24 protein-coding genes and 1 riboswitch are annotated in these 25,631 nt (G+C 63.7%); of the genes, 16 read left to right on the top strand and 8 right to left on the bottom strand.

The features are described from left to right. Positions 1–2: 2 nt before the first annotated feature. Positions 3–521, bottom strand: coding sequence for an 8-oxo-dGTP diphosphatase (locus tag F8O05_RS10745; RefSeq protein ID WP_158052746.1), 519 nt, complete (start codon positions 519–521; stop codon positions 3–5). A gap of 130 nt (positions 522–651) precedes the next feature. Between F8O05_RS10745 and F8O05_RS10740 the strand changes: the two genes are divergently transcribed. From F8O05_RS10740 to F8O05_RS10710, 7 genes are all read left to right on the top strand, one after another. Beyond that, on the top strand, positions 652–2,124 hold the full coding sequence (locus F8O05_RS10740; RefSeq protein ID WP_158052745.1) for a maltokinase N-terminal cap-like domain-containing protein: 1,473 nt from the start codon (positions 652–654) through the stop codon (positions 2,122–2,124). 336 nt (positions 2,125–2,460) lie between these two features. Further along, positions 2,461–3,687: an ammonium transporter gene (locus F8O05_RS10735; protein WP_158052744.1), complete on the top strand. Its 1,227-nt coding sequence runs from the start codon at positions 2,461–2,463 to the stop codon at positions 3,685–3,687. Positions 3,688–3,770: 83 nt separating this feature from the next. After that, positions 3,771–4,109: a P-II family nitrogen regulator gene (locus tag F8O05_RS10730; RefSeq protein ID WP_158052743.1), complete on the top strand. Its 339-nt coding sequence runs from the start codon at positions 3,771–3,773 to the stop codon at positions 4,107–4,109. 106 nt (positions 4,110–4,215) lie between these two features. Further along, entirely contained in the window at positions 4,216–5,352 is a 1,137-nt protein-coding gene (locus F8O05_RS10725; RefSeq protein ID WP_158052742.1) for a tyramine oxidase subunit B, read from the top strand. Positions 5,353–5,379: 27 nt separating this feature from the next. Continuing rightward, positions 5,380–6,564: an FAD-dependent oxidoreductase gene (locus F8O05_RS10720; protein WP_158052741.1), complete on the top strand. Its 1,185-nt coding sequence runs from the start codon at positions 5,380–5,382 to the stop codon at positions 6,562–6,564. 4 nt (positions 6,565–6,568) lie between these two features. Continuing rightward, positions 6,569–7,798, top strand: coding sequence for an allantoate amidohydrolase (locus F8O05_RS10715; RefSeq protein WP_158052740.1), 1,230 nt, complete (start codon positions 6,569–6,571; stop codon positions 7,796–7,798). A 219-nt stretch (positions 7,799–8,017) separates the two neighbouring features. Further along, positions 8,018–8,755 (top strand): FadR/GntR family transcriptional regulator, encoded by a 738-nt coding sequence (locus F8O05_RS10710; RefSeq protein WP_158052739.1) that lies wholly within the window; start codon positions 8,018–8,020, stop codon positions 8,753–8,755. A gap of 234 nt (positions 8,756–8,989) precedes the next feature. Here F8O05_RS10710 and F8O05_RS10705 read toward each other — a convergent pair whose 3' ends face one another. Next, on the bottom strand, positions 8,990–9,613 hold the full coding sequence (locus F8O05_RS10705; protein ID WP_158052738.1) for an SRPBCC domain-containing protein: 624 nt from the start codon (positions 9,611–9,613) through the stop codon (positions 8,990–8,992). A gap of 319 nt (positions 9,614–9,932) precedes the next feature. On the opposite strand from F8O05_RS10705, the gene F8O05_RS10700 reads away from it, so the two are divergent. After that, positions 9,933–12,077 (top strand): ATP-dependent Clp protease ATP-binding subunit, encoded by a 2,145-nt coding sequence (locus F8O05_RS10700; protein ID WP_158052737.1) that lies wholly within the window; start codon positions 9,933–9,935, stop codon positions 12,075–12,077. A 158-nt stretch (positions 12,078–12,235) separates the two neighbouring features. After that, positions 12,236–13,750, top strand: coding sequence for a UDP-N-acetylmuramoyl-L-alanyl-D-glutamate--2,6-diaminopimelate ligase (locus F8O05_RS10695; RefSeq protein WP_158052736.1), 1,515 nt, complete (start codon positions 12,236–12,238; stop codon positions 13,748–13,750). A gap of 95 nt (positions 13,751–13,845) precedes the next feature. Here the strand turns inward: F8O05_RS10695 and F8O05_RS10690 are convergent, their stop codons facing one another. Further along, positions 13,846–14,424: a nitroreductase family protein gene (locus F8O05_RS10690; RefSeq protein WP_192497139.1), complete on the bottom strand. Its 579-nt coding sequence runs from the start codon at positions 14,422–14,424 to the stop codon at positions 13,846–13,848. A gap of 136 nt (positions 14,425–14,560) precedes the next feature. On the opposite strand from F8O05_RS10690, the gene F8O05_RS10685 reads away from it, so the two are divergent. Further along, a complete protein-coding gene (locus tag F8O05_RS10685; RefSeq protein ID WP_192497138.1) occupies positions 14,561–15,907 on the top strand; it encodes a serine hydrolase domain-containing protein in 1,347 nt (448 codons plus the stop codon). Between the two features lie 18 nt (positions 15,908–15,925). On the opposite strand, the gene F8O05_RS10680 is transcribed toward F8O05_RS10685, so the two are convergent. Continuing rightward, on the bottom strand, positions 15,926–16,762 hold the full coding sequence (locus F8O05_RS10680; RefSeq protein WP_158052733.1) for an exodeoxyribonuclease III: 837 nt from the start codon (positions 16,760–16,762) through the stop codon (positions 15,926–15,928). Positions 16,763–16,836: 74 nt separating this feature from the next. On the opposite strand from F8O05_RS10680, the gene pyrE reads away from it, so the two are divergent. From pyrE to F8O05_RS10665, 3 genes are read left to right on the top strand one after another with little or no spacing between them, the layout of a single operon-like run. Continuing rightward, on the top strand, positions 16,837–17,391 hold the full coding sequence (pyrE, locus tag F8O05_RS10675; RefSeq protein WP_158052732.1) for an orotate phosphoribosyltransferase: 555 nt from the start codon (positions 16,837–16,839) through the stop codon (positions 17,389–17,391). Positions 17,392–17,400: 9 nt separating this feature from the next. Next, on the top strand, positions 17,401–17,925 hold the full coding sequence (locus tag F8O05_RS10670) for a septum formation family protein (RefSeq protein ID WP_192497137.1): 525 nt from the start codon (positions 17,401–17,403) through the stop codon (positions 17,923–17,925). Between the two features lie 9 nt (positions 17,926–17,934). Next, a complete protein-coding gene (locus tag F8O05_RS10665; protein ID WP_158052730.1) occupies positions 17,935–18,810 on the top strand; it encodes a DNA-methyltransferase in 876 nt (291 codons plus the stop codon). Between the two features lie 154 nt (positions 18,811–18,964). Here the strand turns inward: F8O05_RS10665 and F8O05_RS10660 are convergent, their stop codons facing one another. From F8O05_RS10660 to F8O05_RS10645, 4 genes are all read right to left on the bottom strand, one after another. Further along, a complete protein-coding gene (locus tag F8O05_RS10660; RefSeq protein ID WP_158052729.1) occupies positions 18,965–19,600 on the bottom strand; it encodes a TrmH family RNA methyltransferase in 636 nt (211 codons plus the stop codon). Positions 19,601–19,769: 169 nt separating this feature from the next. Then, positions 19,770–20,438: a homing endonuclease associated repeat-containing protein gene (locus F8O05_RS10655; protein WP_158052728.1), complete on the bottom strand. Its 669-nt coding sequence runs from the start codon at positions 20,436–20,438 to the stop codon at positions 19,770–19,772. Positions 20,439–20,465: 27 nt separating this feature from the next. Beyond that, a complete protein-coding gene (locus F8O05_RS10650) occupies positions 20,466–21,485 on the bottom strand; it encodes an ABC transporter substrate-binding protein (RefSeq protein ID WP_158052727.1) in 1,020 nt (339 codons plus the stop codon). A gap of 174 nt (positions 21,486–21,659) precedes the next feature. Next, entirely contained in the window at positions 21,660–22,508 is an 849-nt protein-coding gene (locus F8O05_RS10645) for an ABC transporter permease (protein ID WP_158052726.1), read from the bottom strand. Positions 22,509–22,619: 111 nt separating this feature from the next. Next, positions 22,620–22,746: riboswitch (FMN riboswitch) on the bottom strand. A gap of 42 nt (positions 22,747–22,788) precedes the next feature. Between F8O05_RS10645 and F8O05_RS10640 the strand changes: the two genes are divergently transcribed. The 3 genes from F8O05_RS10640 to thiD all read left to right on the top strand — a co-directional run bounded on the left by F8O05_RS10640 (position 22,789) and on the right by thiD (position 25,534). After that, complete coding sequence (locus F8O05_RS10640; RefSeq protein WP_158052725.1) at positions 22,789–23,229, top strand: DUF3151 domain-containing protein; 441 nt, start codon at positions 22,789–22,791, stop codon at positions 23,227–23,229. Between the two features lie 93 nt (positions 23,230–23,322). After that, positions 23,323–24,612 (top strand): adenylosuccinate synthase, encoded by a 1,290-nt coding sequence (locus F8O05_RS10635; RefSeq protein ID WP_158052724.1) that lies wholly within the window; start codon positions 23,323–23,325, stop codon positions 24,610–24,612. 124 nt (positions 24,613–24,736) lie between these two features. Continuing rightward, the gene (gene thiD / locus F8O05_RS10630; RefSeq protein WP_158052723.1) at positions 24,737–25,534 is read left to right on the top strand and encodes a bifunctional hydroxymethylpyrimidine kinase/phosphomethylpyrimidine kinase; all 798 of its coding nucleotides are present in this window, start codon (positions 24,737–24,739) and stop codon (positions 25,532–25,534) included. The last annotated feature ends 97 nt before the right edge of the window (positions 25,535–25,631 follow it).

The raw sequence follows: 25,631 nt of genomic DNA, 5'->3' as shown, positions 1-25,631 counted from the left end.
TTCTAGCCCAGCAGTCCGTCCGGCGGGGTCGAAGGCAGTCCGCTCACGGGGTCGTCGGAGGCGACCGCCGTGTCCAGATCGTGGCCGAAGATATAGCTCGCCCGCACGAAGGTGCCTTGCAGAGCGCGCGGAAGCCAGTACTGCGCATCCGACCACATGCGCCGAAGCGGCGGCTCGTCGAGGCGATGCCACTCGGGAATCAACTCCGCCGTTTCGACCGGCTCGCCGATCCATTCGCGGCAGAGGTATACCCAGGATTCCTGCGACCAGGCGGGTTTGGTTGGGAAGATATAGGTGAGCAGGCCCGTGTGCCGCAGCGACTCCGGGTCGACGTAGACGCTCGCTTCTTCCTCGATCTCGCGAATTGCGGCGATGCGCGGATGCTCGCCCGGGTGCAGCTTGCCACCCAAGCCGACGAGTTTTCCCTCGCCCAGACCGTACTTCTTGCGTCCGAGTAACACTTCATTGCCCCGAGAACTTTCGCGAAGCAAATACGTGACGCACACCTGTGGGAGTGCCATGTACCAATGGTACTCGCGTGCGCACGCAAGGGAAATCTCTGAGATTCGGGCGCGGATGGGGCGCGGTCAGGTCGAGGCCACTAGCCTTGGTGGTGGTTTGCGGTACCTCAACTAAGGAAGGCTCCACCAGATGTCTGATGTCCTCACACTGCTCAGCGAATGGATGCCCCAGCAGCGGTGGTATGTGGGTGGTGCGGGCGAACCGCAACTCGAACTGATTGGTAGCTACGAGCTCGAGCCGGCGGCGGAGGACCCGGGCCTGCGGCTGATCACCGTGGCGCTCGTGCGCGACCATTCGCGCCAGCCCGCCCCGCTCTATCAGGTGCCGTTGGTGATCCGTGACGTCGACGGACAGGTCGAAGCGCTCGGGTTTATCGGTCCGATTAGGGAGCACGGTGAGCGCGCGGCGCTCGTGGACGGGCCGCACGACGATGCGTTCGCCCGCGCCCTCGTGCGATTGATTGCCGATGAGGCCGAGGCCTCCGGCGCGGTCGGTGCCGACGGCCAACCCCGGGTGCGGGTCTATGGTCAGCCGATGCCGGGTGCCAAGGCCGGTGAGTTCGTGCGCTCGCGGGTGCTGTCGGGGGAGCAGTCGAACACCTCGATCATCTGTGAGCTGCAGGATGAAAACGGCGATGCAGCGGTGCCGCTGATCGTCAAGCTCTTCCGCACCTTGCACGCGGGCGATAACCCGGATGTGACGCTGCAGACGGCGCTTGCGGCTACCGGTTCGCTGCACGTCCCACCGACCTTCGGTCAGGTTTCGGCGGTGTGGCCGGATGCTCAGGGCGGTCAGGCCGCCGGTCACCTCGCCTTCGCGCAGGAATTTTTTGTGGGTGTTGAGGATGCGTGGCGGGTTGCGCTGCGTGCCGCGGAGGGCGGCGAAGACTTCACGCCGCTCGCTCGGGCTCTCGGGCACGCGACCGCGCAGGTGCACGCCACCCTGCGGCGCGTGATGCCAACGGTGGAGCCGGGACAGTCCGATATTGACCTCGCTACCCAGCAAATGTGGCGGCGCTATGAGCTTGCGGTCGCCGAGGTACCTGAATTGCGTGAGTACGCGAGCGAGGTGGAACGTGTATACGCGCTCGCGAGTGAGGCGAAGTGGCCGACGCTGCAGCGCATCCATGGCGACTTCCACCTCGGACAGGTGCTGGCGGTGCCGGATCGGGGTTGGGTGCTGCTCGATTTCGAAGGCGAGCCGCTGCGGCCGCTGGATGCGCGCAATGCGCCCGACGTTCCGGCTCGCGATGTTGCCGGGTTGCTGCGCTCCTTCGACTACGTTGCGGGTTCGCTTTCGCTGCAGGCCGGGTACGAGGTTGCCCGTGATTGGGCGGATGCGGCGCGGGCAGCGTTCCTCGAGGGTTACGTTGACGAGCTGGTTGAGGAAGGGGAAGAGGCTCGACGCGGGATGACCGATGAAGATCTCGAGCGCATTCTCGCCGCCTACGAGCTCGACAAGGCGATCTACGAGACGATTTACGAAGCGCAGTTCCGCCCGAGTTGGCTACCGATTCCGGTCGCCGCGGTGAAGCGTATTCTGGGGATCGAGGATGCGCCCGAGGTCGACGACGAAGCGGATGCGCTGACCGAAGCCGAGTAGGCGTATTCAGCACTGAGCTGAGGTAGCAGCAACGAGTGACGGGTCTGCGGAATGAAATCCGCAGACCCGTCACTCGTTGCTATTTGTCGCGCCTCGAAGTGCGTCCGTCGACGACTCCGTGAGCGCGTTGATTGCAGACTCGTCGCTACTTGTTGGTTAGGGCGCTTGGAAGTGCATCTAGTGACGAGTTTGCGGAGGGGTGCGAAGGCCGCGTGCAGCGAAGGGGCTCAGACGCGCGCAAGAAAAGTTGAATCCGAGCATTTACACCGCGTGTTTAATACTGCTAGTTTCTAGATGTTAGCCCTAGTAGACACTGTCAAATGTGAGGAGACAGTTATGAATCCAGCCGATATCGCGTGGATACTCGCCGCCACCGCCCTCGTGCTCGTGATGTTCCCGGGGCTGTCGATGCTCTACGGCGGCATGCACGACAGCCGCAACGTGCTCAACACGATGATGATGGTCATGAGTGGCCTCGCCGTGACGAGCGTTGTGTACGTCTTGATCGGTCACGGACTCGTGCTCGGTAACTCGGTCGGCGGCCTCGGCATCATCGGTAACCCTTTCGAATACGCGTTCTTCGACGAATTCATGAAAGAAGGCGCGCTCAACGCCGCGTTCTACGTACTCTTCGCCGCGATCAGCATCTCGCTCGTCGCTTCGGGTGCTGCCGGACGCATAAAGTTCGGTGCCTGGATCATCTTCTCGGCGATCTGGGTCGTCGTGGTTTACGGACCGCTCGCCCACTGGGTCTTCGCGTTCGGCGACCCCGAAGCTGGCATCGTTGGCGGCTGGATGCGCGACATCCTCCAACTGCACGACTACGCAGGAGGAACCGCGATTCACATGAACGCCGGCGCCGCGGGCCTCGCACTCGCGATGGTGCTCGGCCGCCGCAAGTCGACGACGATGCGTCCGCACAACCTGCCAATCATGCTCATTGGCGTGGGCCTGCTCATGATCGGCTGGATCGGCTTCAACGGCGGCACTGCCGCGGGCGCCAACTTCCTCGCAGAGTATGTCGTGCTCACCACGATTCTCGCGGCTGGCGGTGGCATGCTCGGCTTCATGACGATCGAGCGATTCCGCGACGGTCACGCCACGATGCTCGGTCTGGGCACGGGTGTCATCGCGGGTCTCGTTGGCATCACTCCGGTAGCGGATGCGGTGCACCCGATTGGTGCGCTCGCGGTCGGTTTCGTCGCGGCGGCGGCCGCAGCCTGGGGCATCACCTGGAAGCGCCGCCACAAGGTCGATGACACCTTCGACGTCTTCGCGGTCCACGGCATCGCCGGTATCGCGGGCGCCCTCTTCGCGGTGCTGTTTGCTTCCGCTGCAGCACCGGCCGGGTTCAACGGCGTGGTCTTCGGCGGCGACCTCAACCTCATTTGGCGAGAGGGCCTCGCGATTGTTGTGACGCTTGGCTACTCGTTCGGCATGACCTACGTAATCGCCTGGGTCATGAACAAGATCCGCCCGATTCGAGTGTCGGAAGAGGACGAGGAAATCGGTCTCGACCGTTCGGTCCACGCGGAAAGCGCGTACGACCTGCGCACGCTGTAACGCACGACGCGCACCCAAACGGACACGGCATGCGCACCCGCATCCGGACCGGCAAGCATCCGCAATCGAACTAAGGACTCACCATGAAACTCATCACCGCAGTCATCAAACCCACCAAGTTGGAAACCGTCGCGAACGCCCTCGAAGCGGCCGGATTCCCGGGTCTCACCGCCGCCGAAGTCCAGGGTCGAGGCACCCAGGCCGGCCGGACCGAGTACTACCGCGGCCAAGCCGTGAACGTGAAGTTCCGCACCAAGATCCGCATCGAGCTCGTCGTCGCCGACGAGCAGCTTGACCAGGCACTGGCTGTGCTGGCCGAGTCCGCGCGTACCGGCAGCATCGGCGACGGCAAGGTCTGGGTCACGGACGTCAGCCACGTACTGCGCGTGCGCACTGGCGAAACCGGACCCGAGGCACTGTAGCCGCGCATCCGCCCCCTTGCGCCCGGCCTCGCAACAGGGCCGGGCGCATCCCACCCGTGACGTTGCCTGCATCACCCAATACCTGACACACCCAAAGAGGAACCCCATGAACACCACCATCAACTTCCGCTACCTGAACGAACCGCAAATGATCGAGGCGGGCGTCGGCGATCTCGTGCGCTGCACCGACGTCATGGAAGAGGCACTCGTGCTGCTGCGCCAGGGCGACTATCGCATGGCCGGCGAGACCGGCAACTCGCACGGCGCGATGATCACCTTCCCCGAAGCGCCGGAATTTGACGGCATGCCGAAGGACGGTCCCGACCGCCGATTCATGGCGATGCCAGCGTACCTCGGCGGTCGCTTCGGCACGGCTGGCGTGAAGTGGTACGGCTCCAACACTGAGAACCGGCAGGCGGGGCAGCCCCGCTCGATTCACGTGTTCGTGCTGAACGACCGCGACTCTGGCGCGCCGCTCGCGATTATGAGCGCGAACCTGCTCAGCGCCTACCGCACCGGCGCCGTGCCGGGGGTCGGCGTCAAGCACCTCGCGAAGGCGGATGCGAAAACGGTCGCGGTGGTCGGCCCCGGCGTGATTGCGCGGTCGGTGTTGTCGACGACGCTCGCGCTGCGTCCGAGCATCGACACGCTCACGATCAAGGGTCGCAGCGTCGGCAGCACGCAGGCGTTCGCGGATTGGGCGAAGCGTGAGTTCCCGCAGCTGGTGACCATCACTGCATCCGACACGATCGAAGAAGCGATCGCCGACGCCGACATCGTGATGGCGACCACCTCGACCGACGCGGCCGGTAGCGAGGCCTTCCCGTACTTCGACAAGGCCGCGATCAAGCCCGGGGCGCTGCTGCTCCTGCCCGCCGCCGCGCGATTCGACGACGAGTTCGTGGCGCAGGACAACGTGCGCCTCGTCATCGACGCTCACGGCCTGTACGAAGCGTGGCTCGAGGAATACGGTCCGACCGCGTACCAGATCCTCGGTATTCCGGGCTCGCACTGGTTCGGCCTCGTCGAGGAAGGGAAGATCCCGGCCGCCAAGATCGAAGAGATCGCCGATATCGCGACGGGCGCGCTGACGCCGCGACGCAATGACGACGAGATCATCCTCTATTCGGTCGGCGGCATGCCCGTCGAAGACGTCGCGTGGGCGACCGAGCTCTACCGAACTGCCGAGGAGAAGAACATCGGCACGGTGCTCAACCTGTGGGACCAGCCGGTTCTCGCCTAACGACCCCAATTCTGAAGGAGCAATTGTATGTCGAAGTCAGAGTTTGTCGTCATCGGCGCGGGGCTTGCGGGTGCGGCGACCGCTTGGCAGCTCGCCGAGCAGGGCCACACCGTCACCGTCCTCGAGCGCACGACCCCGGCCAATGAAGAGGGGAGCTCCCACGGTTCGGCGCGGATCTTCCGCTACGCCTACCCGTCGCCGCTCTACACGAGCCTCGTGGTCCGGGCGAAGCGGGGGTGGGATGCTCTTGAAGCGGCTTCCGGACGCCAGCTCATTACGCCGACCGGCGCGGTCGACTTCGGCGAAGTCCGGGGGCCGTCGCGCATCGCCCGAGTGCTCGAGGGTGCGGGAATCGAACACGAACTGTTGAGCCGGGACGAGGCTCGCGCGCGCTTCCCGCAGATCGCCTTCGATACCGGCGTGCTCTATCACCCCGGCGCGGGCGTTCTCGACGCGATCACCACGGTCGAGACGATGCTCGAGCTTGCCGAGGCGACGGGCAACGCGGTCGTTCGCACGAACTGGGAGGTCGCGAGCATCGAGCGTCGCGGCGGCGGCTTTGACGTGCGCTCGACGGATGGCACGATCGTCACAGGCTCCAAGGTAATCGTCGCGGCGGGTGGATGGTTGCCCCACCTCCTCGCGGACCTCGCGTTGCCCTCCGCTTTCCTCGCGTCCTTCCCGACGCTCGAGGTTCGGCAAGAGCAGGCTTTCCACGTGCCGTGGCGCGAGGTGGATGTTGTAGACGGTTCCTACCCATCGTGGCCCTCGTTCATCCACAAGCGCCTCGAGTTCGAAACCTACGGACTGCCCGGTGGTCGGGATGCCGGCTTCCGCGGCCAGAAGCTCGCGCAGTACAACGGCGGGCCGAAGCTGCCCTCGGCGCTCGACCAGGATGGCCAGATTCGACCCGAAATGCGCGAGCGGATCATCCGCTACGTCGAAGACTTCCTGCCCGGCGCGATACCCGAGCCCTACGCCGAGACCACGTGCCTCTTCACAAATACTCCGAACGAAGACTTCGTGATCGACGAGGCTGACGGCGTCATCGTGGTCTCCGCATGCTCGGGGCACGGCGGCAAGTTCGCGCCGCTGCTCGGTGAGCTCGCGGCGGATCTCGCGACGGGTGCGGGCACGGTTCCCGACGAATTCCGCGTTGCGCAGTTCAGCGCGCAGGCGGCGAGCGCCGAATTCGATGGGGCGAAGGTCTAGGGCAATGACAGTTACTTCACGCAAGAGCGTCACGTCACTCATGTCGGCGATCGCGGAGACCGGTCGCGATCCGGCCCGCGGCGGCTACTCGCGCCCCGTCTATTCGACCGCCGAACTCGACCTGCGCAGTTGGTTCATCGCTGAGGCGAGCGCTCGCGGTCTGGACGTCGAGACCGATCGCAACGGCATCATTTGGGCCTGGTGGGATGCGCCTTCCGGCGACCGAACCGGTGCGATCGTCACCGGCAGTCACCTCGATTCGGTGCCGGGCGGTGGGGCCTTCGACGGGCCCCTCGGCGTCGCTTCGGCGTTGGCCGCGGTGGATGCGCTGCGAGCGCAGGGCCGGCGGCCCGAACGGGCAATCGCCATCGCGGTATTCCCCGAGGAAGAGGGCTCGCGGTTCGGGATCGCGTGTCTTGGGTCGCGCATCCTGACCGGCGCGATGCCTGTGGAACGTGCCCTCGCGCTCAAGGACGACGATGGCACGACCTTCGCCGAACTGTCGGCGAAGGCGGGGCTTGACCCGGCGCACATGGGCGCGGATCGCGAGCGGTTGGGCCAGCTCGGCGCGTTCATCGAGTTGCACGTCGAACAGGGTCGCGGGCTGATCGATCTCGGGCAGCCCGTCGCGATCGGCTCGTCGATTCTTGGCCACGGACGCTGGCGTCTGAGCTTCACGGGGCAGGGCAATCACGCCGGTACGACGCTGATGCGCGATCGCCGCGATCCGTTGGTCGCTGCCGGGGCGCTGATCGGGCAGATTCCGGGGATTGCGTCTCGTTTTGACGGCGCTCGGGCCACCGTTGGTCGCCTGCAGCCAGTGCCCGGCGGCACCAACGTGATCGCTTCGCGCGTCGACGTGTGGCTTGACGTGCGGCATCCCGACGATGACGTGACGGCGCAGGTCGTTGCCGAGATTTCGACGCGGGCCGAGTTGCTTGCTTTTGAACAGGGATGCACGGTGACGGTTCGCGAAGAATCGCTGAGTCCGACGGTGTCCTTTGATTCGGATCTTCGCCGACGTCTTGAGGTCGCGCTGCCTGATGCGCCGGTGCTCGATACGGGAGCCGGGCACGACGCCGGGATTCTTGCGGCGCACATCCCGACCGCGATGCTGTTTGTGCGGAACCCGACCGGGGTCTCGCACGCGCAGGAGGAGCACGTTGAGGATGCGGATGCTGAGGCCGGGGCGCTCGTGCTGGCCGACGTGTTGATGAGCGAGTTGGGCGTGTGAGCGGGTTGTTGCTGTGGCGCAGGTGTCACGCCAGCCTATGGTCGCTTGTGTGCTGCGGCGTGTGGTTTGGGGAGTATCACGCCGGGCGTTTGGGAAGTCGGCGGAGGGGCGCGAGTAGTTAGCTGGGCAACAATTTGCGTACCCGTCGCCCCTCGGGCATGCTGATGCGGATACCGTGGCCGGTCTAAAGGCTGCGCCGAGGAGTGAGGGTCGAGCAGCATGGATCTCAACGCGTTTCGTCTCCCGCGGTCAGCGGGGAAGATTGGCGCGGACGACATCTACGGTGTGCTGATCGAGGCGATGGCGACCGGCGTGCTTCGCGAGGGGGATCGCTTCCCCGCGGAGTCGCAGCTCGCCGCTCATTTCCGGGTCGCGCCGATGACGCTGCGGCAAGCGCTCGGCCGACTTCGCGATGAGGAGTACATCGTCACGACGCGTGGTCGCACGGGGGGCACGAGCGTCGCGATGGGCATCGCCGATCGCATGGAGCAGGAAGCGCTCGGGCTTGAAGTCTCCGTCGAAGAGCTCCGCGATCTCACCGACTGGCGCTGTGGAGTTTCGGGAGCAGCATCCTTTCTCGCGGCACTTCGCGGGACTCCCGCCGAGCGCGAAGAACTGCGACGACTCGAAGAAGAATTCCTGCGCGTCATCGACAGCACGACCGAGCGCCGCCTCGCCGACTCGCTCCTGCACATCCACATCGCAAAGATGTCGGGCAGCCGTCGTCTCACGACTGCGGAACGGGAGATTCAGGACCAGTTGACCCGGTTCATCCGCGTGACCTCGTACCCCGGAATGGACCTTTCACACGACGATATGAGCCATCGCGCGCTCGTGCAGGCGATTGTGTCGGGGGACGCGGAAGCCGCGCGGCGTGCGCTCGAGCACCACGTCGAGATCACCTATTACTGGGGCACGCAGCAGTCGCACATCGTCCGCGGTGGCGACGCCCGCTAGCGTGCGGGCCTTGGCGTCTGTGTTTGCCCTCGCGCTCGCGGCCACCTTCACAATTCGTCGCTCGTTGCAGTTTCGAGCCGTGGTGAATGCAAGTAGTGACGAGTTGGTGGGAGAGGGGTCGCTAACTCGTCGATGGGTGCTGCGCAGAGCGCCGGAAAGTGCATCGAGTGACGAGTTTGCGGACGGGAAGCCGCAGACTCGTCACTCGATGCGGTTGGAGGAAGTCGGGGGCCGCTATGCGAGATGCCCGTGGGTGTGGAGCACTCGGCGGATCTCGTTTTCCTGCGGGGGAGTGTGGCTCTGTTCGAATGCGATCTCAGCGAGGAGTTCGCGGCGCGATTTCTTCGGTGCGCCAATAGCGAGCAGCTGGGATTCGTATTCCGGGGCCAACTCATCACGGCGGAACCGTAGAGCGTGGCCGAGGATCTCATCGCCGTAGAGGTAGCGGCGCAAGAATTCCATCTGTGCGTGCCAGGTCGCGGCCGCGATTGCGGCATCTTCACGACGCAGGCCGATGACCTCCAGTCGCACCTCGGTGCCACCAGTGGGACGCTTGCTCAAGCTGATGCGGACGAGGTTCTCCGGCAGGTCGTTGAACTGCCAGTGCAGCACGAGCGTGCTCGGTACGCGTCGCTCTTGCACGCGAGCGACGATGCTGTAGTCCGCGTCATTGGGGTAGGTAATGGTGAACGGTTCACCCGTCATGATCTTGCCCGAGGGCTGGCCGAGCCACGCGGTAAGCGCGTCTTCTTTGGTGATCGCGCGCCAGATGGTCTTGCGGTCGAAGTCCGAGTCGGCAGCCAGGGTGACCGAGTAGTTGTCAGAAATTCGGGATAGCGTTCCAAAAATTTCAGCCATGGAAGTCGCCTCCTTTGCGATAAATAGGATGCTCCGCAGGGTTGCGGAGCGGCAGGCGTCAATGCCTTTAGGTGAATTATAGGTGAACAAATAGTGAACGTCTTGATTTTCACGGACAGAGGCGAGTCTAGGCCGACACGGCGCCGGTCAATTTCGTGAACCTTCACGTTCGCTGACAGCACCTCGCGAACCGTGCATTAACCAGGGCCTCGTTCTAAACTTGAGTCAACACGGCTCAACGTTATTGAGTCGAAAGATTCCAGCTACGAACAATGAACGCCGATAAGGCGCCGTCTTGAGAGAGACGAAAGGAGAACACATGGCAAATATGCAAGGGGCACAGCCAGCCGACGAAGAGTCGCAATCTGCCCTCGAACGCTTCGGCGTCAACCTCACGGACATCGCCCGCACCGGCAAACTTGACCCGGTGATTGGCCGCGATGCCGAAATTCGACGGGTGAGCCAGGTGCTCACGCGTCGAACCAAGAACAACCCGGTGCTGATCGGTGAGCCCGGCGTCGGTAAAACCGCGGTCGCCGAAGGGCTCGCGCAGCGCATCGTCGCGGGTGACGTTCCCGAATCCCTGAAAGAGAAGGAACTCATCTCACTCGACATCTCCGCGATCCTCGCCGGCGCGAAGTACCGCGGCGATTTTGAAGAGCGCATGAAAGCGGTCCTCGAAGAGATCCGCGAATCCGAAGGCAAAGTCATCACCTTCATCGACGAACTCCACACCCTGATGGGTGCCGGTGGCGGCGAATCGAGCGTGTCCGCATCCAATATGCTCAAGCCCATGCTTGCGCGGGGTGAGCTGCGGCTGATCGGCGCGACCACCCTCGACGAGTACCGCGAGTTCATTGAAAAGGACTCTGCCCTCGAGCGCCGTTTCCAGCAGGTCTTCGTCGATGAGCCGAGTGTCGAGGACACCATTGCGATTCTGCGTGGGCTGAAGGAGCGATATGAAGCCCACCATAAGGTTGCGATTAGCGACACCGCCCTGGTGGCCGCTGCATCCCTCTCGAATCGCTATATCGCGGCCCGAAAGCTCCCCGATAAGGCCATCGACCTGGTTGACGAAGCCGCCTCGCGACTGCGGATGGAGATCGACTCTTCGCCCACCGAGCTCGACAGCCTCAAGCGGCAAATCGACCGCATGAAGCTTGAAGAGCTCGCGCTGAAGAAGGAGCATGACGCGGCCGCCAAGGAGCGGCTCCAGCAGCTCCAGCAGGAAATGGCAGACCTGCAGGTCGAGCTGGATGCGCTACAGCAGCGTTGGGATGCCGAACGCAGCGGCCTGAATAAGGTCGGTGACCTGAAGACCAAACTCGACGAGGCGCGCATCCGTGCCGATCGTGCCCAGCGCGATGGCAACCTCGAACTCGCGTCGCGGGTGCTCTACGGCGAAATTCCGCAGCTGCAGAAGCAATTGAGCGAAGCCGAGGCGCAGGAGCAGAACGAAGACCGACTCGTGAACGACCACGTCACGGAGGACGACATCGCCAGTGTCGTCGCCGCATGGACGGGCATTCCGGTGGGCAAGCTCCTGCAGTCCGAACGCGAGAAACTCCTTGAACTCGAGGGCGAATTGCACCAGCGTGTAGTTGGCCAGGATGAGGCAGTCGGTGCGGTGTCGGATGCGATCCGTCGCTCGCGTGCGGGCGTCGCGGACCCGAATCGGCCCACCGGTTCCTTCCTGTTCCTCGGGCCGACCGGTGTCGGTAAGACCGAGCTCGCGAAAGCGCTCGCGGAGTTGCTCTTCGACGATGAGCAGGCGATCGTGCGCATCGACATGTCGGAGTACGGTGAAAAGCACAGCGTCTCGCGACTCGTCGGTGCCCCTCCGGGCTACGTCGGTTACGAGCAGGGCGGTCAACTCACCGAAGCGGTGCGCCGCCGACCCTACTCGGTCATCCTCTTCGACGAGGTCGAAAAGGCCCACCCTGAGGTCTTCGACATCCTCCTGCAGGTGCTCGATGACGGCCGCCTCACCGACGGCCAGGGTCGCACCGTGGACTTCCGCAATACGCTCCTGATCCTCACCTCGAACCTCGGTTCGCAGTTCCTCATCGACCCGCTGCTCACGAACGAGCAGCGTCGCAATGAGGTCATGGGTGCGGTGCGCAAGGCGTTCAAGCCCGAGTTCATCAACCGTCTCGACGAGATCGTCATCTTCGATGCGCTGTCGCAAGACCAGCTCGCGAAGATTGTCGGCCTCAATGTCGCGACGCTCGAACGTCGGCTTGCTGAGCGGCGCATCCAGATTGAGGTGGATGAGGATGCGCGGGCCTGGCTCGCAGAGCGCGGCTACGACCCGATCTACGGCGCGCGCCCGCTGCGTCGCCTGATGCAGAAAGAAATCGACGACCGTCTCGCGCGTGCCCTGCTCGCGGGCAAGGTGCACGACGGTGAGACGGTCGAGGTCTCGGTCGCATCCGATGGGGATGCGCTGACGGTTCGCAGCTAATCGGCACCGAATCTGCAGGTGAGCGAAAGGGGTTCGGAGTGCATCCGAACCCCTTTTGGCGTGACCGAAACGTGACCTACGCGTGTTAGCCTCGCTGGGTTGTGGACATCCGTCCCAGAAATAATCTGTCTTGGCTATTGCACATATGAGGACCAACGATGCTGCTTGGTGAACTCGCTTCCAGGCTGCAGCTTCCCAGCACGGCGCAGTTTGATGCGGACCGCGTCGTCACCGCGGTGACCCACGATTCTCGACTCGCGGCCCCCGGAACCATCTTCATCGCGGTGCCAGGTTTCCGGATGGATGGAACCAAGTTCATTCCGGATGCGGTCGATCGCGGCTCAAACGTTGTTGTCTGCGCGCAGTTGCCCGAGGAGCTTTTGCCCGGGGTGAGCTACCTGCTGACTGCGGATGTGCGCTCAACAATGGCGCAGATCGCGCGTGAGCTCAACGGGCGGCCGGACGAACTCGTGCGCCTCTATGGCGTTACTGGCACCAACGGGAAAACTTCCACCGCCTACTTCTTATCCGCCATCCTGCGGCATGCCAAGCGACGGGTGGGGGTGATGGGCACGATCGGGTTTGATGTTGACGGCAAGATCATTGAAACGCCGAACACCACACCCGAGGCGCCCATCCTGCACGATCTGATTCGCACCGCGGTGGAAGGCGGTACGGAAGACATCATCATGGAAGTCTCCTCCCATTCGCTCGAACTGCAGCGCGTCAGCGGGATGGTATTTGACGTCGCCATGTTCACGAACCTCACCGAAGACCACCTCGAACTGCACGGCACGATGGAGGAGTACTACTGCGCGAAGAAGCGACTCTTCGGGCAGGCAACCACGGGCCACGCGGTGGTCGACATCGGTAGCCCCTGGGGCGAGCGTGCGGCCGATGAAATTGCGGCGGCGGGGAACGCCGTCATTCGGGTTGGGCGCACCGACCAGGAAGCGGATGTGCGTCCCGAGCACACGCAGACGGGGCTGACCGGAACGACCTTTGACCTCGTAACTGCCAGCGGCCGGGTGCCGGTTCAGCTGCGGGCGTTGGGCACTTATCACGTGCGAAATGCGCTGGTTGCCGCCGGAGCCGCACTCGCTCAGGGCTATCCGCTCGAGGTGATTGCCGAGGGGCTCTCCGCCGCCGAACCGGTTCTGGGCCGACTCGAACGAGTGATCAACGATGACGGTTTGGACGTCTTCATCGACTACGCGCACACCACGGATGCGCTCGATTCCTGCCTAACCGCAGTGCGCGCACTCACCGACCGCCCCATCACCCTCGTGTTTGGCGTGCTCGGCGACCGCATCCCGCGACTGCGAAAAGAAATGGGCACGGTGGCCGCCGCGGGCGCCGACTACATCATCCTCACGGAAGACGACCTGAAAGTCAGCAGTCTCGCTGAGGTGGTGGCGGATGTCGGCGGCGCGCTCGATGCCGCCGGTGCCGAGTGGGAACTCATCGAGAATCGGTGGGATGCGATTGCGGCGGGCGTTGCTCGGGCTCGCGCCGGTGACGTGGTGATTGTTGCGGGCAAGGGGCACGAACGACAGCTCATCCTGCCGGATGGCGGAGGGATCGTGCACCTCGATGAGGTCGAAGCCGTCAAGACCGCGATGGCGGGTCAGAACCCGCGCATCCTCGACCCGCGGGAGCTGCGGGTTCCGTAGCTCCGGGGATTTCTGGCGCCGGGCCAGCGACAACAAAACGCCCGGTCGCGTCAAACAGCGATACTGCCTGAGACGACCGAGCGTTTTCTACGTCACTACTCGAAGCTCAGCAGAATCTCGTCGACCTCATTGCGAGAGCGCGGGCTCGCGTCGCGTTCGCGGATCGACTCGTCAATTGACTCATCGGTCGAGTGCTGGCCGATCGCGATCACGGTGTAGGGCTGGTAGCCCTCGGGGATCACGAACTGCTCGGCGATCTTTTCGGCCTCAAAACCGGTCATCTGGTGAGCGTTCAAACCCATCGACTCCGCCTGAATCGACAGGTGTGCGGCAGCCTGGCCAAGGTCATAGTGGGCGGTGGCGAAAGGCTCGCCGTCGATCTCAACGCGCGCGAGCGTCACGATCAGCGCCGAAACATTAGCGTTCCATTTCTGGTTGAAACCCATCAGCGAGTCAAAAATCTTCGCAAAATTCTCGGTACCACGACGGCCCACAATGAAGCCCCAGGGCTGCTTGTTGAACGCGGAAGGTGCCCAACGTGCTGCCTCAATGATCGAGCGGACCTCCGCCTCACTCACCTCGTGCGAGGCGTCGAAGCCGCGGGGGCTCCAGCGGTTCTCAAGCACTTCGTGAATCGGCGCAGCAGTGGCATTGCGAGGCGCAGTAATCGTCAAGGGTGGGATCCTTTCAAGTCAGTAGTGGACCAGCATCTCGCCGTCGAAACACAGACGGTCGCGGTCCATCCACATGCAACTTATCTATTCGTGAAATTATTCCGGGGTCATGGGAATTCAGTTAGGAACGTCATTCATGTCCGTCATCAAGCGAATTGGCGCGACCCTCTCGGTAGTCGCGCTGACGACGCTGGCGGGATGCGCATCCGGCCCCCACCCCGGGCCCACGGCGATACCGCTGCGCCCCACCGAAGCCGCCGATTTCGAGGTCGCGGATATCGAGGCGCTAATGACGCAGATGGTGGATGCGGGCGCCCCAGCGGTGCTCGTGGAGATTCGCGACGGTGAGCACGTTTGGAGCGGTGTGCAGGGTGTGCGTTCGAAAAAGACGGAACTGCCCGCAAAAATTACCGACCCGACGCGGATCGCGAGCCTGACCAAACCCATGGTCGCGACCATCCTGCTGCAGCTCGTCGAAGAGGGGCTCGTGCAACTCGGCGACCCGATCGAGGACTATCTGCCGGGAATCGTGGAAGTTCGGGAAGTGACGGTGCGGCAGCTGCTGAATCATTCATCCGGCCTGCCCGACTATGTGCCGACGCTCGCACTTGAGGACCCGAGCGCCTTCACCACTCAGATCGTCTCGCCGATCAGCCACGAAGAACTGGTGCAGCGCGCGCTGACGCAGGGCTGGAGTTTCGACCCAGGCACCGGCTGGGAGTATTCGAATACGAACTACATCGTCCTCACGATGCTGATTGAGGAGCTGACTTCGTCGACCCTCGCCGAACAGCTGCAGCAGCGGATTACCGAGCCGCTCGGGCTCACCTCAACCACCCTGCCGGCGGGAACTTCGATGCCTGAAAACGCCGCGCACGGCTATGTCACCGAGGGTGCGCTGTCGATCGATGTCACCGAACAGGATGCTTCGCTCTGGTCGGGTGCCGGCGGCGTAGTTTCGACGGTGTCGGACGTGAATACCTTCATGCGCGCACTGTTGACGGGTGAGCTCATTGCCCCGGAACTGCTCGGGCAGATGTTGAACCTGCTGCCGCAGGGGTACGGGCTGGGCGTGCAATCACGCACCGACACCTGCCCGGCCGGTGATCCGGTGTATTTGGAATCCTCAGCGAATCAGGCCGTGGAGACCGCGGCGCCGGGCGCGACGGATGCGACTCCCGCGGCGACCGGGCCTGCTGAACCCGCCGAGTCGCTGCCGAGCTATGACTTTGAGGTGCCGGAGGAGGGCTCGGGCAGCGTGCACGACTCAGACTTCGGTGAGCTCGTGCAGATCGGTGCGCCCAATCACGTGTACGGCCACCTCGGTTCGGGGCTCGGCTACCGCGGTTTGACTATGTCTTCGCCGGACGGGATCCGCCAGGTGACGATCCTCTGGACCGTCTCCCCAACCGACTATTCGCAGGACTCGCGGCTCGACCTCGCCTACGAATTGGCCGATGTCGCGCTCGCGATTGACTGCTAGCCGGGCGGGTGCCGAGCGCTAAAAAATCATCGGCATATCGTCGTCGAGCGAGGTTTCGGTGTCGAGCTCGACGATGACCGGGACGTGGTCACTCGGCCCGTCCCCCTTGCGCTCATCGCGCGCGATCTCGGCGGCCGAAACCAGCTCGAAAAATTCTGGATTCCCCAGCACGAAGTCGATGCGCATCCCCTCATTGCGCGGGAAACGCAGCTGCTGATAATCCCAGTAGGTGTAGCCCTCGATGCCCAACTCGCGCGTGACATCCAGCATCCCGTCTTCGAGGAAGGCGTTGAATGCATCCCGCTCGGGCTGGGAGGTGTGGGTCTTACCGACGAAGAATTCGGGATCCCAAATGTCAATGTCAAGCGGGGCAATATTGAAGTCACCCATCAGCGCGATCGGCTCTTCGGGGTGCGATTCGCGGCGGGCGGCGGTGTCCTCGCGCAGCGCCTTCAGCCACTCGAGTTTGTAGGTGTAGTGCGGATGCGCAAGCTCGCGACCGTTGGGTACGTATAGCGACCACAGGCGGACACCTTCGATGGTGGCGCCGAGCGCGCGGGCCTCGAGAGGGAGCGTGCCGTCCTCGGCAGGCTTACCGAAACCGGGCATATTCTCGAAGCCCTCCACCGCATCCTCGATCGGCAGGCGCGAGGCGAACGCGACACCGTTCCACTGGTTGAGGCCGTGGGCGATGACCTCGTAGCCGGCCTCTTCAAACTCCTCGAACGGGAACTGCTCCGTCTTGCATTTGATCTCCTGCATCGCGAGCACGTCGATGTCGTGGTTCTGCAGGAAGTCGATGACGCGGCCCTTGCGGGTCCGGATGGAGTTCACGTTCCAGGTGGCGATGCGCATGGGTTCTACCGTATCGCGACTGCGGTGCACGACTCCTCACCCGTGCGGCGCCGCAAGCAACTACGCTTGGTTGGGTGACCGACCCACGTACTCAACTTATTCAGCTCATCAGCGACGAGGCCGTCTTCCACGGCGACTTCACGCTCACTAGCGGCAAGAAGGCCTCGTACTACATCGACCTTCGCAAGCTGTCGCTCGACCACCGCGCCGCACCCCTGATCGGTGAAGTGCTGCTCGACCTCGTTGACGAGTTCGGCGATGTCGCCGCAGTTGGCGGCCTCACCATGGGTGCCGATCCGCTCGCGAACTCGGTGATGCACCACGCGGTGGCGAAGGGCCGCGCCATCGACGCGTTTGTTGTGCGGAAGGAACCAAAGGATCACGGCCGCGGCAAGCAGGTTGAAGGACCGGATGTCGCCGGCAAGCGCGTGGTCGTGCTTGAAGACACCTCGACCACCGGCGGGTCGCCGCTCGCCGCGATTGAGGCGCTCGAGAAGGTGGGTGCGGAAGTTGTCGCGGTTTGCACAATCGTCGACCGCGCCACCGGTGCCGGTCAGCGCATTGAAGACGCGGGCTACCCCTACCGCTACGCCATCGGTCTCGACGACCTCGGTCTCGAAGCCGTCTAAAGCCACGTGGTGCGGGGTTCAGGTTCGGGCGGCGACCGTGCGAAGAGCTGGTGGCCGTGGCTCGTGGTGGCGGCCGTTGTCGTGGTTGCCGCTGCAGTGGGCGGCTGGCTCTGGGCACCGTTCGGACGACCCTCCGCACCGAGTTCACTCGTTGAAGCGACCACCGGACCAACGGTAACTCCGCTCGCCACACTCGAAACCGGCGACTGCTTTACGACCCTAGAATCTCCCTGGGCCGCAAGCTTCGACCGCGTCGCCTGCACCGACCCGCATACCGCGCAGCTCACGGCAATCGTGCCGGTCGACTCGGTGTTGGATGCATCCGGCAGCTGGCCGGGTGAGGAGGCGCTCCGGGAGCGGGCCATGCTCGCGTGCCAAGCTCCCGAGGCGATCGACCTCGAAGCTGCTGCGAGCATCCCGGATCTCGAGATTCAGGTGCGCTGGCCCGCGAACGAAACGGAGTGGGACGCTGGGGTCCGCGACTATTACTGTTTTGCGAGCTCATCAGCACAATTTGATTCGCTGAAACCCTAGGATGTGGGCATGACGAAGGGGTTTTCGTGGGCTCCGGAAAGCCCGAACACGGTGGTGCACGGCGATAATTTGCCGATCCTGCGATCCCTGCCCGACGCATCCTTCCAGCTGATCTATATCGACCCACCGTTCAATACCGGCCGGAAGCAGCTTCGCCAGAACACCAAATCGGTGCGGTCGTCGACGGGCACGCGGATTGGCTATAAGGGGCAGACCTACGAGACCGTGCGGGGGCTCGTGACCTCCTACGATGACGCCTTCGAGGACTATTGGGAGTTCCTCGAGCCGCGACTCGAGGAAGCTTGGCGGCTGCTGGCCGACACCGGCACGCTCTACCTGCACCTCGACTACCGGGAAGTGCACTACGCGAAAGTGCTGCTGGATGCGCTGTTCGGGCGTGAGTGCTTCCTCAACGAGATCATTTGGGCCTATGACTACGGGGCGCGCACTAAATCGCGGTGGCCCTCGAAACACGACACGATTCTCGTGTACGTGAAGGATCCGCGGCAGTACCACTTCGACAGCGAAGAAGTGGACCGCGAACCGTACATGGCGCCGGGGCTGGTGACGCCCGAAAAAGTAGCTCGCGGGAAGCTGCCGACGGATGTCTGGTGGCACACGATCGTTTCCCCGAACGGGCGCGAGAAGACCGGGTATCCGACCCAAAAGCCGGTGGGAATTCTGCGGCGGATTATTGCCGCGAGCAGTCGACCCGGTGACTGGGTGCTCGACTTCTTTGGCGGTAGCGGTACCACCGGCGCCGCCGCGCTGCAGCTGGAACGCCGGTTCCTGCTGATCGACCAGAACCCCGAAGCCATCGCCACCATGCAGCGCCGCTTTGCCGAGGATGACGTTGCGTTTGCCGAGTCAGAGATCGGTCATTAGTTGCAGTTTTAGCAGCGAGTCAGAGCATTCATTGACGAGTCTGCTGCGATGGGAATCGCCGACTCGTCACTTATTGTCGCTCTATCCGCCGTTGGCAGCATCTATCGACGAATTTGCGGAGGGGGAGTCGGCAAACTCGTCGACGAGTGTTGCGTTAGGCGGCGGGGCCGCGGTTGTAGACGTGCTGCAGCACCCAATCGTGCATGGTGACGGCGGCCGCGGCGGATGCGTTGATCGATCGAGTCGAGCCGAACTGGGTGATCTCGATCACCTGCTCGGCGGCGGCAACGGCAGCCTTGGTTAGCCCCGGGCCTTCCTGACCGAAAAGGAAAACGCAACGGCGGGGGAGCGAGGTCGTCTCGATCGGCACGCAGCCGGGCACATTGTCGATCGCCATGATCGGGAGTTCCGCCGCGCGGCACCAATCGACGAAAGCCTCGACGGTCTCGTGATGCAGCACGTGCTGGTAGCGGTCGGTCACCATCGCGCCGCGCTTGTTCCAGCGCTTGCGGCCTACGATGTGCACCGTGTTCGCGCCGAAGGCGTTCGCCGAGCGCACGATCGAGCCGATGTTCATGTCGTGCTGCCAGTTTTCGATCGCGACATGGAATGGATGCCGGGTCTCATCGAGGTCGGCAATGATTGCCTCCATCGTCCAGTAGCGGAACCGGTCAATCACGTTGCGGGTGTCGCCGTGCTCGAGAAGCTCGCGGTCATAGCGCGGGTCTTCGGGCCACTCGCCCTCCCAGGGGCCAACGCCGTATGTCGACAGCTCGTGTGTTTCGCTCATCCGCTTCCTCTCAGCGTGCATCTCGCACAGTCCACCCTTGAGGGTAGTGCCTGGGAGGCGCTTCGATACGGCTTCGCCTACTCAGCGAGCGACCGCGCATGCCTCGCAGGGGCGCTTCGATACGGCTTTGCCTACTCAGCGGGCGGCCGTGAGCGACCCCGACGGCTCCTCAGGCGCGCGGGGCCGTCGTGCGGTCACGCAGGTCGGCCCAGGTGAGGGATTCGTACCAGCTGCCGTAGCGCTTCATCAGCACTCCCGAGGTTGGTTCGTCCGGTGTGCGCACCTTGTCGTACTGCGCGACGGTGATTGGCCCCTCCAGCACCGTGGCCGCCCGATGCAGTGCCGCATAGCAAACGTCATCGGTGATCTCGCGGCGCGGACCTTCGCCCGGCACGATCGAGAGCACCTCATCCGCGAAGTCCCACGGCTCCGAGCGGTGATTCGAGTAGTCGATGACCTTCTCGGCGGTGGCCCGCACATCGGACCACCGACCGAGTCGCGCGCGGATGGTCGCCGCGCTCGGCAGGTCTTGCTGCTTCGTCCACACCCCAAGATCAGCAAAGGAATGCCGTTCGCGTTCCGCACGTAAATACGCCACGACGATCGACCACAGCTCGGCATCCGAAATCACCCGGCGCTGTTGCCGCACGCTGGTGATTTTGTCCTCGAGCCCGGCCGCGCGCATCCCTTCGCTCCAGCTGCCGAATCGCAGGATGAGGGTGGATGGGCTGGGAGCGTCGTGCTCCCTGGCCCACTCGTCGTAGTCGCTCAGACGAAACGAGGATGCTTCGGCCGCCCAGGCTCGCAGATGGGCGGTGAGCTCCGACTCAGGCATCATGGTCTCCACCCTAGAGGAGTCCGCGCGTTAGGGCAGGAGGTCGTTCGTGTATGCGTCTTCGGCGGCCACCGGGGTGGTGATGATGCCCGAGTCGTACATGAAGGTGACCATTGCGGCCCAGGTGTCGGGGTTGTTGGTCAGCAGTGGCAGGTCGCCGTCGGCGGTCATCAGCGGGATGGTCGCGTCGAGGGTGGCGCGGGCGGCGTCCTTTTGCACATCGGTGGTGAGGGTCGGGATGTAGTTGGCCGCGATTTCGATGGTTTCTTCGGGGTTGGCTTCGATGTATTCGACGGCCTGCTTGACGGCGGTGAGCACCGCGGTGACGTCTTCGCCGCGCTCGGCGATGGTGGTGGTGTCGGCGCCGAGAGCGGGGCCGACGAGCGTCGGGTTCTCGGGGTCGACGGCCTCGATGGTCCGCACATCCATGCCCTGGGCTACGAACTGAATCGCATCGTTATTTGCGAAGCCCATAACCGCATCCACCTTGCCCGAGGACAGGGCAGCTTGCTGGGTGAAACCGATGTGCTGGATGTCCACGTCGGCTTCGGTGAGTCCGGCGCCATCGAGCATTGCGAGCAGTGCGAAGTAGGTTTGGCCGTAGGGCCCGGGGGTACCGATCGAGTGGCCGGCGAGGTCTGCAGCTGATTCGATTTCGGAATCGGCGGGCACGATGAGCACGGCGGGATAGGTGTTGTAGAGCGTCGCGACCGACTGCACTGGCACGTCGCCCGAAATGCCCTGCACGATCTCGTCACCGCCGGCGTACACGAGCTGCTCGTCGCCGGTCTTCAGCGCGCCGAAGAGCTCTTCGCTTTCGCCATGGTGGCGCAGTTCCACATTGACGCCGGCTTCGTCGAAGTAGCCGAGCTCTTCGGCGACGTAGAAGGGCGCGAACTGGATGTTCGGGGTGTAGGTCAGGCCGATGGTGAGGGCCTCGCCGCTGACGGCTTCGGTGGTGTCGGATGCGGTGGGCGAGCCGCCCTGGCAGCCCGCGAGGGCGAGTACAGCGACGGCGGCAGTCGCGAGGACTTTCAGGGTGCGGGGCATTTGGGTTTCTCCTGGTGAAGGTGGTGGTCATTTCGATACGACGCCTGTGGCGTCTACTCAATGACCGGGGTGTTGGCGTGGTGGTGGTCATTTCGATAGGACGCCTGTGGCGTCTACTCAATGACCGGGGTGTTTGCATTTCGATGGCCGAGTAGCGGAGCGTATCGAGGCCCGCTACGGCACAAGGGTGGGGATGGGTCCGGTGACAGGTTCGGTCTCCTCCTCGAGGGTGACCTGTCGCAAGTCGCGAGAGACTCGCCGCTGGCGGCGATTGGCAAGGGCCTCGAGGATGCGCAGCGCGGTGAACATGCCGACCGCGAGGAACGCAAGCATGAAGAGCGTCGCAAACATCCCCTCGGTGTCGTTCGCGTCGCGGAAGAGCGTCAACAGCATCCCGAGCCCCTGGCCGCCCATCGTGAATTCACCCACGACCGCGCCGGTGACCGAGAGGGCGACGCCCGCGCGAATGCCTGCGAGCACGCTCGGCATTGCGAGTGGCGCTTCGACCCACAGCAGCGACTGCCAGGCACTCGCGCCGTCGAGTTTTGCCGCCTCGAGCACATCCTGCGGGAGCGCCCGCACGCCGATCACGGTGGTGATGAGCATGGGGAAGAACGCGACGACCGCGCAGAGGATCGCGATCGGGGTGAGCCCGTAGCCGATCCACAGCGCCAGTAGTGGTGCGACTGCCACGGCCGGGATGGCTTGGGATGCGGTGACGTAGGGAGTCACGGCCATGTCCACCCAGACGATGCGGGCGATGAGATAGCCGAGCGGCACCGCGACGATGGTGGCGATCACGGTGCCCATCAGGGCGGCGATGAGGGTCTGGCCGGTGTGTTCCCACAGCGGTCCCTGCGTGAGTTCGAGCCAGAATCGGCCGGCGAGATCGCTCGGTGCGGGCAGAAACATTGCGCTCACCGCACCCGTGCGCACCGCGGTTTCCCACACGAGGACGGTTGCGAGCGCGAGCAGCACCGGTGCCAGGATGCGCGCCCACCCGGTTGCGGAATTTCGTGCCATTGTCTTTCTTCTTCCAGCTCCGGGGAACTGGTTCAACAAGGGAAGGCACGAATGCAATTAGTGCTGTGGCGAATCCACCGGCCCAATTGCCGGTGTGGATCTGCTGCAGCTCACGCGCGCCTCCCATCCGGACTATGACCGTCGGTTTCGGAATTACACCGAATCAACCACCTACCGAAGCAGGCGGGTCGTGGACTATTACCACCGGTTCGGATTTTCACCGACCCCGGAGCACGTGTACTGAAAGGAAATCTAACGTGTTCGCGGCAATAATGAAACTATGACCTCAAATAACCTGCTTGGTATCCCCGAGACCCGGCTCGAGGAAGAGCCCGAAGTCCTCGATGACCTCAGCCACCTTCCCCGCGAAAAGCACGCGCTCGCGGCCATCGTCGAAAAGCATCCGAAGTCATCCCTCGCCTGGGCGGAAGCGGCACAACGCGAATTTCTCGACGGGCGCATCCTCGAGGCCTATGCCTACGCGCGGGTCGGTTATCACCGCGGCCTGGATGCGCTGCGAAAGGCTGGCTGGAAGGGCCAGGGGCCGATTCCTTGGGAACACGAGCCGAACCAGGGCGTGCTGCGTTCGTTTTGGCAGCTTCGTCGCGCGGCGGAGCAGATTGGTGAGGGCGATGAAGTGGCGCGTCTGACCGCGCTATTGCTCGATGCGGACCCCAATGCTGAGGTCGCTATCGAAAAACTGGACGGCGCACAGCAGTAGAGTTGACTGCGGCTGCGTCTACATAGGCGCATTTCAGGGCGCATCCGTTTCGGGGCGCACTACGAAGAATGCATTACTCAAGGAGATGAGTTCATGCCAGGCGTTGCAATCATCGGCACCCAGTGGGGCGACGAAGGAAAAGGTAAGGCAACTGACCTACTCGGCAACCGAATTGACTATGTAGTCAAGTTCAACGGCGGGAACAACGCCGGGCACACGGTCGTCATTGGCGACGAGAAGTACGCCCTGCACCTGCTGCCCTCGGGCATCCTCTCTCCTGGTGTGACTCCGGTTATTGGCAACGGTGTGGTCGTTGACCTCAACGTGCTTTTCGAAGAACTCGAGCACCTCGAAGCGCGCGGCATCGACGTGTCGAAGCTGCGCATTTCGGGCAACGCCCACATCATCCCCGAGTACAACCGTGCCCTTGACCAGGTCACCGAACGCTTCCTCGGCAAGCGCCGGATCGGCACCACGGGTCGCGGCATCGGCCCGACCTACTCCGACAAGATGTCGCGAGTCGGTATTCGGATGCAGGACCTCTTTGACGAGGGCATCTTGCGTCAGAAGATCGAGGGCGCGCTCGTACAGAAGAACGAGCTGCTGGTAAAGGCCTACAACCGCCGTGCGTTCACGGTGGACGAGATCGCCGACAGCCTGCTGCCGTTCGCTGACCGCGTGCGCGACATGGTGGGTGACACCGCGCTCGAGCTGCACCAGGCACTGGAAGCCGGCAAGAACGTTGTGTTCGAGGCGGGTCAGGCTACCATGCTCGACATCGACCACGGCACATACCCGTACGTGACCTCTTCCTCGGCAACCGCCGGTGGTGTGGCGACCGGTTCGGGAATCTCGACCCGACAGATCGACCGCCTCGTGGGCATCCAGAAGGCGTACATCACGCGCGTCGGTTCGGGTCCGTTCCCGACCGAGCTCGACGACGAGGTTGGCGAGAAGCTGCGCCAGCGCGGTGGCGAATTTGGCACCACTACGGGCCGCCCGCGTCGTACCGGCTGGTTCGACTCGGTGATTGCGCGCTATGCCTCACGGATCAACGGCTTTACCGACATCGTGATGACCAAGCTCGACGTGCTTTCGACCTTCGAAACGATCCCCGTGTGTGTCGCCTACGACGTCGAGGGCCAGCGCTTCGACGAAATGCCGATGTCGCAGACCGACTTCCACCACGCGAAGCCGATCTACGAAGAGTTCCCGGGTTGGGAAGAAGACATTTCGGGCATCCAGAACTTCGAGGATCTGCCAAAGAACGCGCAGGACTACGTGCTCGCGATTGAAGAGCTCTCGGGCGCGCGCATCTCGGCGATTGGTACCGGCCCCGCCCGCGACCACATCATCGAGCGCCACAACCTCCTCGGCGACTAACCGCGCACCCGCTCGGTGAGTAGGAGCGCAGCGCCGTATCGAACCGCTGCGCGCTCCCGCCACTCTCCGTCCGGTGAGTAGGAGCGCAGCGACGTATGAGGCACCCAGCCGCTAGAGTTTCCCTATGAGCAAACCACCAGTCACTTTTGTCATTGCCGGTTCGGAATCCACCGGCGGCGCGGGCGTCCAGGCCGACCTGCGCACCCTGCAGGAACTCGGCGTCTACGGTGCCGCCGCCCTCAGCTGCATTGTTGCCTTCGACCCGAAGGATGACTGGAACCACCGCTTCGTCCCCGTCGATGCCCAGGTGATTCGCCACCAGGCCGAGGCGATCCTCGCCGACTGGCAGCCCGCATCCGTCAAGATCGGGATGCTCGGAGCCGTCCCGACGATCGAAGCGGTCCGCGACATCCTCACCGAGGCAAAGCTGCCAAACATCGTGCTCGATCCCGTACTGATCTGCAAGGGACAGGAACCTGGTGCCGCGCTCGACATCGACAACTCGCTGCGCGCAGAGGTGCTGCCGCTCGCGGATGTGCTGACCCCGAACAAAATCGAGGCGGAGATTCTCTCGGGTATCGAATCGCTCGAGTCGATTGCTGACCTCGGAGAGGCTGCGAAGCGCATCGCCGAGCACGGCGCGAAGGCGGTGCTCGTGAAGGGCGGAGTCGACACCCCGGGTCAGCACGCGGTGGATGTGCTGTGGGATGGGTCGGAGCTCGTTGAGTTCTCGCGCCCCAAGATCGGCGAGAACCGCGTTTCGGGTGCCGGCGACTCGCTCGCTTCGGCGATCTCCGCGGGTCTCGCGCACGGCCAGGACCTCCACACCGCCGTCGAGAACGCGAAGGAGTTCGTAACCGCGGGCATCCAGCGCGCGATCACCGCCGAGACCCCGTTCGACGTGGTCTGGCAGGGTAAATAACGCCTTTCGTTCCCCGAGTAGGGCGTAGCCCTCTGCCGCTCCCCGAGTAGGGCGTAGCCCGTATCGAGGGGGCACGCATCGACCGGCGCGCTTCAAG

This window comes from Gulosibacter chungangensis (assembly GCF_008831155.1).
Lineage (GTDB): Bacteria > Actinomycetota > Actinomycetes > Actinomycetales > Microbacteriaceae > Gulosibacter > Gulosibacter chungangensis.
Note: the sequence above shows the minus strand (reverse complement) of the source record. Positions and strands in the feature narration are given on the sequence as shown.

Coding starts and splice junctions, on each gene's coding strand:
- F8O05_RS10745 (WP_158052746.1), bottom strand. CDS start 521: ATGGCACTCCCACAGGTGTGCGTCACGTATTTGCTTCGCGAAAGTTCT.
- F8O05_RS10740 (WP_158052745.1), top strand. CDS start 652: ATGTCTGATGTCCTCACACTGCTCAGCGAATGGATGCCCCAGCAGCGG.
- F8O05_RS10735 (WP_158052744.1), top strand. CDS start 2,461: ATGAATCCAGCCGATATCGCGTGGATACTCGCCGCCACCGCCCTCGTG.
- F8O05_RS10730 (WP_158052743.1), top strand. CDS start 3,771: ATGAAACTCATCACCGCAGTCATCAAACCCACCAAGTTGGAAACCGTC.
- F8O05_RS10725 (WP_158052742.1), top strand. CDS start 4,216: ATGAACACCACCATCAACTTCCGCTACCTGAACGAACCGCAAATGATC.
- F8O05_RS10720 (WP_158052741.1), top strand. CDS start 5,380: ATGTCGAAGTCAGAGTTTGTCGTCATCGGCGCGGGGCTTGCGGGTGCG.
- F8O05_RS10715 (WP_158052740.1), top strand. CDS start 6,569: ATGACAGTTACTTCACGCAAGAGCGTCACGTCACTCATGTCGGCGATC.
- F8O05_RS10710 (WP_158052739.1), top strand. CDS start 8,018: ATGGATCTCAACGCGTTTCGTCTCCCGCGGTCAGCGGGGAAGATTGGC.
- F8O05_RS10705 (WP_158052738.1), bottom strand. CDS start 9,613: ATGGCTGAAATTTTTGGAACGCTATCCCGAATTTCTGACAACTACTCG.
- F8O05_RS10700 (WP_158052737.1), top strand. CDS start 9,933: ATGGCAAATATGCAAGGGGCACAGCCAGCCGACGAAGAGTCGCAATCT.
- F8O05_RS10695 (WP_158052736.1), top strand. CDS start 12,236: ATGCTGCTTGGTGAACTCGCTTCCAGGCTGCAGCTTCCCAGCACGGCG.
- F8O05_RS10685 (WP_192497138.1), top strand. CDS start 14,561: ATGTCCGTCATCAAGCGAATTGGCGCGACCCTCTCGGTAGTCGCGCTG.
- F8O05_RS10680 (WP_158052733.1), bottom strand. CDS start 16,762: ATGCGCATCGCCACCTGGAACGTGAACTCCATCCGGACCCGCAAGGGC.
- F8O05_RS10665 (WP_158052730.1), top strand. CDS start 17,935: ATGACGAAGGGGTTTTCGTGGGCTCCGGAAAGCCCGAACACGGTGGTG.
- F8O05_RS10660 (WP_158052729.1), bottom strand. CDS start 19,600: ATGAGCGAAACACACGAGCTGTCGACATACGGCGTTGGCCCCTGGGAG.
- F8O05_RS10655 (WP_158052728.1), bottom strand. CDS start 20,438: ATGATGCCTGAGTCGGAGCTCACCGCCCATCTGCGAGCCTGGGCGGCC.
- F8O05_RS10650 (WP_158052727.1), bottom strand. CDS start 21,485: ATGCCCCGCACCCTGAAAGTCCTCGCGACTGCCGCCGTCGCTGTACTC.
- F8O05_RS10645 (WP_158052726.1), bottom strand. CDS start 22,508: ATGGCACGAAATTCCGCAACCGGGTGGGCGCGCATCCTGGCACCGGTG.
- F8O05_RS10640 (WP_158052725.1), top strand. CDS start 22,789: ATGACCTCAAATAACCTGCTTGGTATCCCCGAGACCCGGCTCGAGGAA.
- F8O05_RS10635 (WP_158052724.1), top strand. CDS start 23,323: ATGCCAGGCGTTGCAATCATCGGCACCCAGTGGGGCGACGAAGGAAAA.
- thiD (WP_158052723.1), top strand. CDS start 24,737: ATGAGCAAACCACCAGTCACTTTTGTCATTGCCGGTTCGGAATCCACC.